Genomic DNA, 6,946 nt, shown 5'->3' on the forward strand with positions numbered 1-6,946 from the left:
CTGTACGCCGCTCCTACAAGGATATCCGCCACGCCGCAGATCCCTGTAGGAGCGGCGTACAGCCGCGAAGGCGTCAGGCGATTCAACGCTGGATCTGGGAGGTACGATGTCAGGATGGCCTCCCAGCCACGCCACGGATCCTTGTAGGAGCGGCGTCCAGCCGCGAAAGCGTCAGGCGATTCACCGCAGGATCTGGAAGGTGCGTTGTTAGGGATGGCCTCTTCGCGGCTTGACGCCGCTCCTACAGGGATATTTGCCAAGGAGCTGCGAAGGCGTTGTCAAAGTCAGCCACGCCACGGATCCTTGTAGGAGCGGCGTGCAGCCGCGAAGGCGTCAGGCGATTCGCCGCAGGATCTGGGAGGTGCGTTGTCAGGGATGGCCTCTTCGCGGCTTGACGCCGCTCCTACAGGGATATCCGCCAAGGCGTTGTCAAAGTCAGCCACGCCGCAGATCCCTGTCGGAGCGGCGTGCACCCGCGAAGGCGTCAGGCGATTCGCCGCAGGATCTGGGAAGTGCGTTGTCAGGATGGCCTCCCAGCCACGCCACGGATCCTTGTAGGACCGGCGTGCAGCCGCGAAGGCGTCAGTCAATTCACCGCAGGATCTGGGAGGTGCGTTGCCAGGGATGGCCTCTTCGCGGCTTGACGCCGCTCCTACAGGGATATTTGCCAAGGCGTTGTGAAGTCAGCCACGCCACGGATCCTTGTAGGAGCGGCGTACAGCCGCGAAGGCGTCGGCCGGCTCACCGCAGGATCTGGACGGGTGGGGGAGTGTCATCATACAAGTGCGTGCTATATGATCGGCACAACCTCAATCGGTAGCTGCTACCCCATGACCAACGACATTGCCAGCGACATCACCCGCCGCAAACCCGGCAGCCTGGCCCAGAGCCTGGTGGATGACGTCTGTCGCATGATCAGCGATGGCGTGGTCAAGCCCGGTGACAAGCTGCCTACCGAGGTGGAGCTGATGGCGGTCGGCGGTGTCAGTCGGGCGACGGTGCGTGAGGCGTTGTCGCGTCTGCAGGTCAGTGGGGTCGTGGAAACCCGGCGGGGTATCGGCACGTTCGTGCTCAATGTGCCCGGTTCTTCAGTCTCGCGGCTGGACCCTGCCACCATCGTCACCCTACAAGATGTCATCGCCATCCTCGATGTGCGCATGAGCTTTGAAATCGAAGCCGCAGGGCTGGCGGCGTTGCGTCGCACCGACGAGCAGCTCGAGCGTATCCGCGACGCGCTGGACCGCTTCGAACAGGCCTCGGACACCAGCGGCTCGCTGGTGTCCGACTTCCAGTTTCACCTGCAAGTGGCCACTGCGGCCAACAACCGCTACTTCGTCGATATCGTCACCCACTTCGGCACCAGCATGTTCCCCCGCGCGCGACTCAATTCAGTGGCCATCGCCCGGCTCGACCGCCAGCAGAAGCATGAACGGCTGGTGCGCGAACACGAGCACATCTACGATGCCGTCGCGCGCCGGGACTACGACGCCTCGCGCGCTGCCATGCGTGTCCACCTGGCCAACAGCCGCGCCCGCGTCGTCAGATCCCACGAAGACATGGCCTGATCGGCCCGCCTCAGCTCGCCCATACCCCCTCATCTGCTTGGGTTGTACGGTAAAAATCACCAGTAGTACGATGACTTCTCGTCATAAACCCTGCATACCGGTAAATATTTCATGTTCCCGGGCTAGATATACCTGCCGTTGTACGATAACGTAACTGCAGTTTCGGCAAAGACCGATCTCCCCCTAATAATTCCAACGCCAGGGTGCTGTAACCATGATGCCATCAATCGTCACATCTCCGTCCTACCCTCCCTTGTTGTCCGACAACTCCCGTTGCTGTAGCGCCAACAGTTGTTGAGCCTGGCTTGATAGCGCGGCGCGGCTGAACGCCAGTAGCACACGTTCCCACAGGATCTGGATGCGACACCCTGTGGCAAGCGTTTGAACCTGCGATGAAGCTCGCCTGACACACCAAGATCTCTCTACCCGCATAAAAACAACTCGTGGGAGTACTCCGCATGCAAGCGGCCAAAAAGACGCATGTGCGTTACATGATCCTGTTTCTGCTGTTCGTGGTCACCACCCTGAACTACGCTGACCGCGCGACCATCTCCATTGCCGGCGCCAGCCTGCAGAAAGACCTGGGTATCGACGCCGTCACCCTCGGCTATATCTTCTCCGCCTTCGGCTGGGCCTACGTGCTGCTGCAGATCCCTGGCGGCTGGCTGCTGGACCGCTTCGGCTCGAAGAAGGTCTACGCCTGGAGTATCTTCACCTGGTCGCTGTTCACCGTAATGCAAGGCTTTGTCGGCTACCTGCCGATGGCCAACGCGGTGATTGCACTGTTCATGCTGCGTTTCCTCGTCGGTGCGGCTGAAGCCCCATCATTCCCCGGCAACGCCCGCATCGTTGCGGCCTGGTTCCCCACGGCGGAGCGGGGCACGGCCTCGGCGATCTTCAACTCGGCGCAATACTTCGCCACCGTGCTGTTTGCCCCCTTGATGGGCTGGATCGTGCACGCCTGGGGCTGGGAGCACGTGTTCGTGGTCATGGGCGGTCTGGGCATCGTCTTCTCTGGCGTCTGGCTCAAGTACATCCATAACCCCAAGGAGCACCCCAGCATCAGCGAGGCCGAGCTGGAGCTGATCGCCAACAACGGTGGCCTGGTGGATATGGACAACGCCGACAAGGGCGGCAAGTCGGGCCCGAAATGGGGTTACATTCGCCAACTGCTGTCCACTCGCATGATGTTGGGCGTCTACCTGGGCCAGTTCTGCATCAACGGCATCACCTACTTCTTCCTGACCTGGTTCCCGGTGTACCTGGTGCAGGAGCGTGGCATGACCATCCTCAAGGCCGGTTTCATCGCCTCGCTGCCGGCTATCTGCGGCTTCATCGGTGGGGTACTGGGCGGCGTGATCTCCGATGCGCTGCTGCGCCGCGGCCACTCGCTGACCTTCGCCCGCAAGACCCCGATCGTCTGCGGTCTGATGCTCAGTACCACCATGGTGATCTGCAACTACGTACAGGCTGAATGGATGGTGGTGGCGTTCATGGCGCTGGCCTTCTTCGGCAAGGGCGTGGGCGCACTGGGTTGGGCGGTGGTGTCCGACACCTCGCCAAAACAGATCGCCGGCATCAGTGGTGGACTGTTCAACATGTTCGGCAACGTCGCTTCGATCACCACCCCAATCGTTATCGGCTACATCATCAGTGCCACCGGGTCGTTCAAATACGCCTTGGTGTATGTCGGCGCCAACGCCTTGGTAGCGGTATTCAGCTATCTGGTGATCGTCGGGCCGATCAAGCGTGTGGTATTGCGCGAAGAGAACGGCGACATGATCGTCGACGAACCCCAGGGCAAGCTTGCCGACAGCCGCTCGTAAACCCCTGGTAGCGGCCATAAAGACCGCGGCCCGCAGTGACGGGCACGCGGTCACCGATTCAGCCTGAGTGACCGAGAGGGCAAAGCCATGCAGTTGATCGAACATTCCGATTCTCCCCGTTACGTGCGCCTGCACGAGAGCGACAATGTCGTGGTCGTGGTCAACGACCAGGGCGTCGCCGAAGGCAGCCGCTTTCCGGACGGCCTGACCGTGGTCGAAGGCGTGCCGCAGAGCCACAAGGTCGCCACGGTGGATATTCCCGAGGGCGGCAAGGTGCTGCGTTATGGTCAGATCATCGGTTATGCCCTTGAGCCGATCCGCCAAGGCAGTTGGGTCAAGGAATCCCAGCTGGCCATGCCTTCGGCGCCGCCACTGGATAGCCTGCCGATGTCGGACGCCGTGCCAGCGCCGCTGCCGGCGCTGGAAGGCTTCACCTTCGAGGGCTTTCGCAACGCCGATGGCACCGTGGGCACACGTAACATTCTGGGCATTACCACCACGGTGCAGTGCGTTACCGGTGTGCTGGACCATGCGGTCAAGCGCATCCGTGAAGAACTGCTGCCCAAATACCCGAACGTCGACGACGTGGTGGCCCTGACCCACAGTTATGGCTGCGGTGTGGCCATCAATGCCAGGGACGCCTACATTCCGATCCGCACGGTGCGCAACCTGGCGCGCAACCCCAATCTGGGTGGCGAGGCGCTGGTGATCAGCCTGGGCTGCGAGAAGCTGCAGGCCGGTCAGGTGATGCACGAAGGCGATCCCTCCGTTGACCTCAGCGAACCCTGGCTGTATCGCCTGCAGGACTCCGGTCACGGCTTTGGCGAAATGGTCGAGCAGATCATGGCGCTGGCCGAGACACGCCTGCAGAAGCTCGATCTGCGCCGCCGGGAGACCGTGCCGGCCAGCGAGTTGATCCTGGGCATGCAGTGCGGCGGCAGCGATGCCTTCTCCGGGATCACCGCCAACCCTGCGCTTGGGTTTGCTTCGGATCTGCTGATACGGGCGGGGGCCACGGTGATGTTTTCCGAGGTTACCGAAGTCCGCGATGCGATCTACATGCTCACCTCCCGTGCCGAGACGCAGCAGGTGGCGCAAGAACTGGTCCGCGAAATGGACTGGTACGACAATTATCTGGAGCGCGGCGCAGCCGACCGCAGTGCCAATACCACGCCGGGCAACAAGAAAGGCGGGCTGTCCAACATCGTCGAGAAGTCCCTGGGATCGATCGTCAAATCGGGCAGCAGCGCGATCAATGGCGTGCTGGGCCCGGGCGAGCGGGTCAAGAGCAAGGGTCTGATCTATTGCGCGACGCCCGCCAGCGATTTTGTCTGCGGCACACTGCAACTGGCCGCCGGCATGAACCTGCATGTGTTCACCACAGGGCGCGGCACGCCGTACGGCCTGGCGATGACGCCGGTGGTGAAGGTTTCGACGCGGACCGAGCTGGCCGAGCGCTGGCCCGACCTGATAGACGTGGACGCCGGGCGGATCGCAACCGGGCGGGCGACGATCGAGGAGTTGGGTTGGGAGCTGTTCCACTACTATCTGGACGTGGCCAGCGGCAGGAAGCAGACGTGGGCCGAGCGGTATCGGTTGCATAACGACATTACGTTGTTCAATCCGGCGCCGATTACTTAAGGCTGTGGGTCGGTGGTGGATGGTCCCCTCACCCCAGCCCTCTCCCTGGGGGAGAGGGAGCTAAAGGCGGATCGCGTCGCCTGGAGCTGCGGTGAGGGGACCATCCACCACAAAACCCCAACCAACACCCAATCCCACATCCAACCCACACCCAACCCGTCAAACAACGGAATCAAACGCCTACCTCAAGTGTCCAAGTGCCAGTAAACTGTCACCCATACCCCCTGACACCCCAAGAGAGGTTTTGCATGAAGCTCAGTCCGTTTGCGGGCAAGCCTGCTCCAGCCCAGTTGCTGGTCGATATCCCGCGACTGGTCACGGCCTACTACACCGGCCAGCCTGACGCCTCGGAACCGACTCAGCGGGTGGCATTCGGCACCTCCGGCCATCGCGGCAGCTCGTTCAACCTGAGCTTCAACGAGGCGCACGTTCTGGCCATCAGCCAGGCGATCTGCCTGTATCGTCGGGAGAAGGGCATCGATGGCCCGCTGTTCATCGGCATCGACACCCATGCACTCTCCACCCCGGCCGGCGCCAGCGCGCTGGAAGTGTTTGCTGCCAACGGCGTCGAGGTGATGATTTCCAAGGATGACGAGTACACGCCGACCCCGGCCGTGTCCCACGCGATCATCTGCTACAACCGAGGCCGCTCGAGTGGCCTGGCTGACGGTGTGGTCATCACGCCTTCGCACAACCCGCCGCAAAGCGGCGGTTTCAAATACAACCCGCCCAACGGTGGCCCGGCCGATACCGACGTCACCAAATGGATCGAAGCCAAAGCCAACGAACTGCTTGCCGACGGCCTCAAGGGGGTCAAGCGCATCAGCCACGAGGCAGCCCTGAAGGCGCCGACCACGCACCGCCACGACTACGTCAGCACCTATGTGGCGGACCTGATCAACGTCATCGACTTCGATGCCATCCGCGCTGCCGGTCTGCGCCTGGGTGTGGACCCGCTGGGTGGAGCAGGGGTGCGCTACTGGTCGGCCATCGCCGAGCATTACCAACTGAATCTGGAAGTGGTCAATACCGAGGTGGATCCTACCTTCCGCTTCATGTGCGTGGACTGGGACGGCCAGATCCGCATGGACCCGTCCTCCAGCCACGCCATGCAAGGGCTGATCGGCCTGAAGGATCGTTTCGACGTGGCTTTTGCCTGTGACCCGGACCACGACCGCCACGGTATCGTGACGCCCACCGGCGGTCTGCTGGCACCGAACAACTACCTCGCAGTGGCCATTGACTACCTGTTCCGCAATCGCCCGCAATGGCGTGCGGACGCGGCTGTGGGCAAGACAGTGGTCAGCAGCGGCCTGATCGACCGTGTCACCTCGGCCCTGGGTCGTCGTCTTCACGAAGTGCCGGTGGGCTTCAAGTATTTCGCCGATGGCCTGTTCGACGGATCCCTGGGCTTCGGCGGCGAAGAGAGCGCCGGGGCATCGTTCCTGCGCAAGGATGGCACCGTCTGGACCACCGACAAGGATGGGCTGATTCCGGCGTTGTTGGCCGCTGAAATCACCGCTCGTACTGGCCGCGATCCTTCGCAAGCTTACAAAGCCCTGACCGAGAGCCTGGGTGAGCCCTTCTCGACGCGTGTCGAAGCCAAGGCCAATCCTCAGCAGAAGGCGGCGTTGAGCAAGCTGTCGCCCGAGCAGGTGAAGTCCACCGAGCTCGCCGGCGAGCCGATCGAGCAGATCCTCAGCCATGCGCCGGGCAATGGTCAGGCGATTGGCGGGCTCAAGGTGATGACCGCCAACGGCTGGTTCGCCGCGCGACCTTCGGGGACCGAAGACATCTACAAGATCTACGCCGAGAGCTTTATCGATGAGGCGCATCTGCAGCGTCTGGTAGGTGAGGCGCAGGTGTTGGTGGATTCGGCGATCTCCTGATTGGGGGTTGGGTGGATTTGGGGTG

4 protein-coding genes are annotated in these 6,946 nt (G+C 62.3%); all 4 read left to right on the forward strand.

Annotated elements, in window-relative coordinates; all coding sequences use genetic code 11:
• Nucleotides 1-830 precede the first annotated feature (830 nt).
• Nucleotides 831-1,565 carry a FadR/GntR family transcriptional regulator gene (locus tag B3397_RS09600; RefSeq protein WP_296249405.1) on the forward strand — a complete coding sequence of 245 codons (735 nt, stop codon included), beginning with the start codon at nt 831-833 and terminating at the stop codon, nt 1,563-1,565.
• Nucleotides 1,566-2,023: 458 nt separating this feature from the next.
• A complete protein-coding gene (locus B3397_RS09605) occupies nt 2,024-3,391 on the forward strand; it encodes an MFS transporter (RefSeq protein ID WP_296249406.1) in 1,368 nt (455 codons plus the stop codon).
• A gap of 87 nt (nt 3,392-3,478) precedes the next feature.
• Complete coding sequence (gene garD, locus B3397_RS09610; protein ID WP_296249408.1) at nt 3,479-5,032, forward strand: galactarate dehydratase; 1,554 nt, start codon at nt 3,479-3,481, stop codon at nt 5,030-5,032.
• A 248-nt stretch (nt 5,033-5,280) separates the two neighbouring features.
• Nucleotides 5,281-6,921 carry a phosphoglucomutase (alpha-D-glucose-1,6-bisphosphate-dependent) gene (pgm, locus tag B3397_RS09615; RefSeq protein WP_296249410.1) on the forward strand — a complete coding sequence of 547 codons (1,641 nt, stop codon included), beginning with the start codon at nt 5,281-5,283 and terminating at the stop codon, nt 6,919-6,921.
• Nucleotides 6,922-6,946: the final 25 nt, after the last annotated feature.

This window comes from Pseudomonas sp. UBA4194, from assembly GCF_002379585.1.
Classification (GTDB): domain Bacteria; phylum Pseudomonadota; class Gammaproteobacteria; order Pseudomonadales; family Pseudomonadaceae; genus Aquipseudomonas.

What these genes read in the sequence shown, in the direction of transcription:
- B3397_RS09605 (WP_296249406.1), top strand. Translation starts at nt 2,024, where the DNA reads ATGCAAGCGGCCAAAAAGACGCATGTGCGTTACATGATCCTGTTTCTG.
- B3397_RS09600 (WP_296249405.1), top strand. Translation starts at nt 831, where the DNA reads ATGACCAACGACATTGCCAGCGACATCACCCGCCGCAAACCCGGCAGC.
- pgm (WP_296249410.1), top strand. Translation starts at nt 5,281, where the DNA reads ATGAAGCTCAGTCCGTTTGCGGGCAAGCCTGCTCCAGCCCAGTTGCTG.
- garD (WP_296249408.1), top strand. Translation starts at nt 3,479, where the DNA reads ATGCAGTTGATCGAACATTCCGATTCTCCCCGTTACGTGCGCCTGCAC.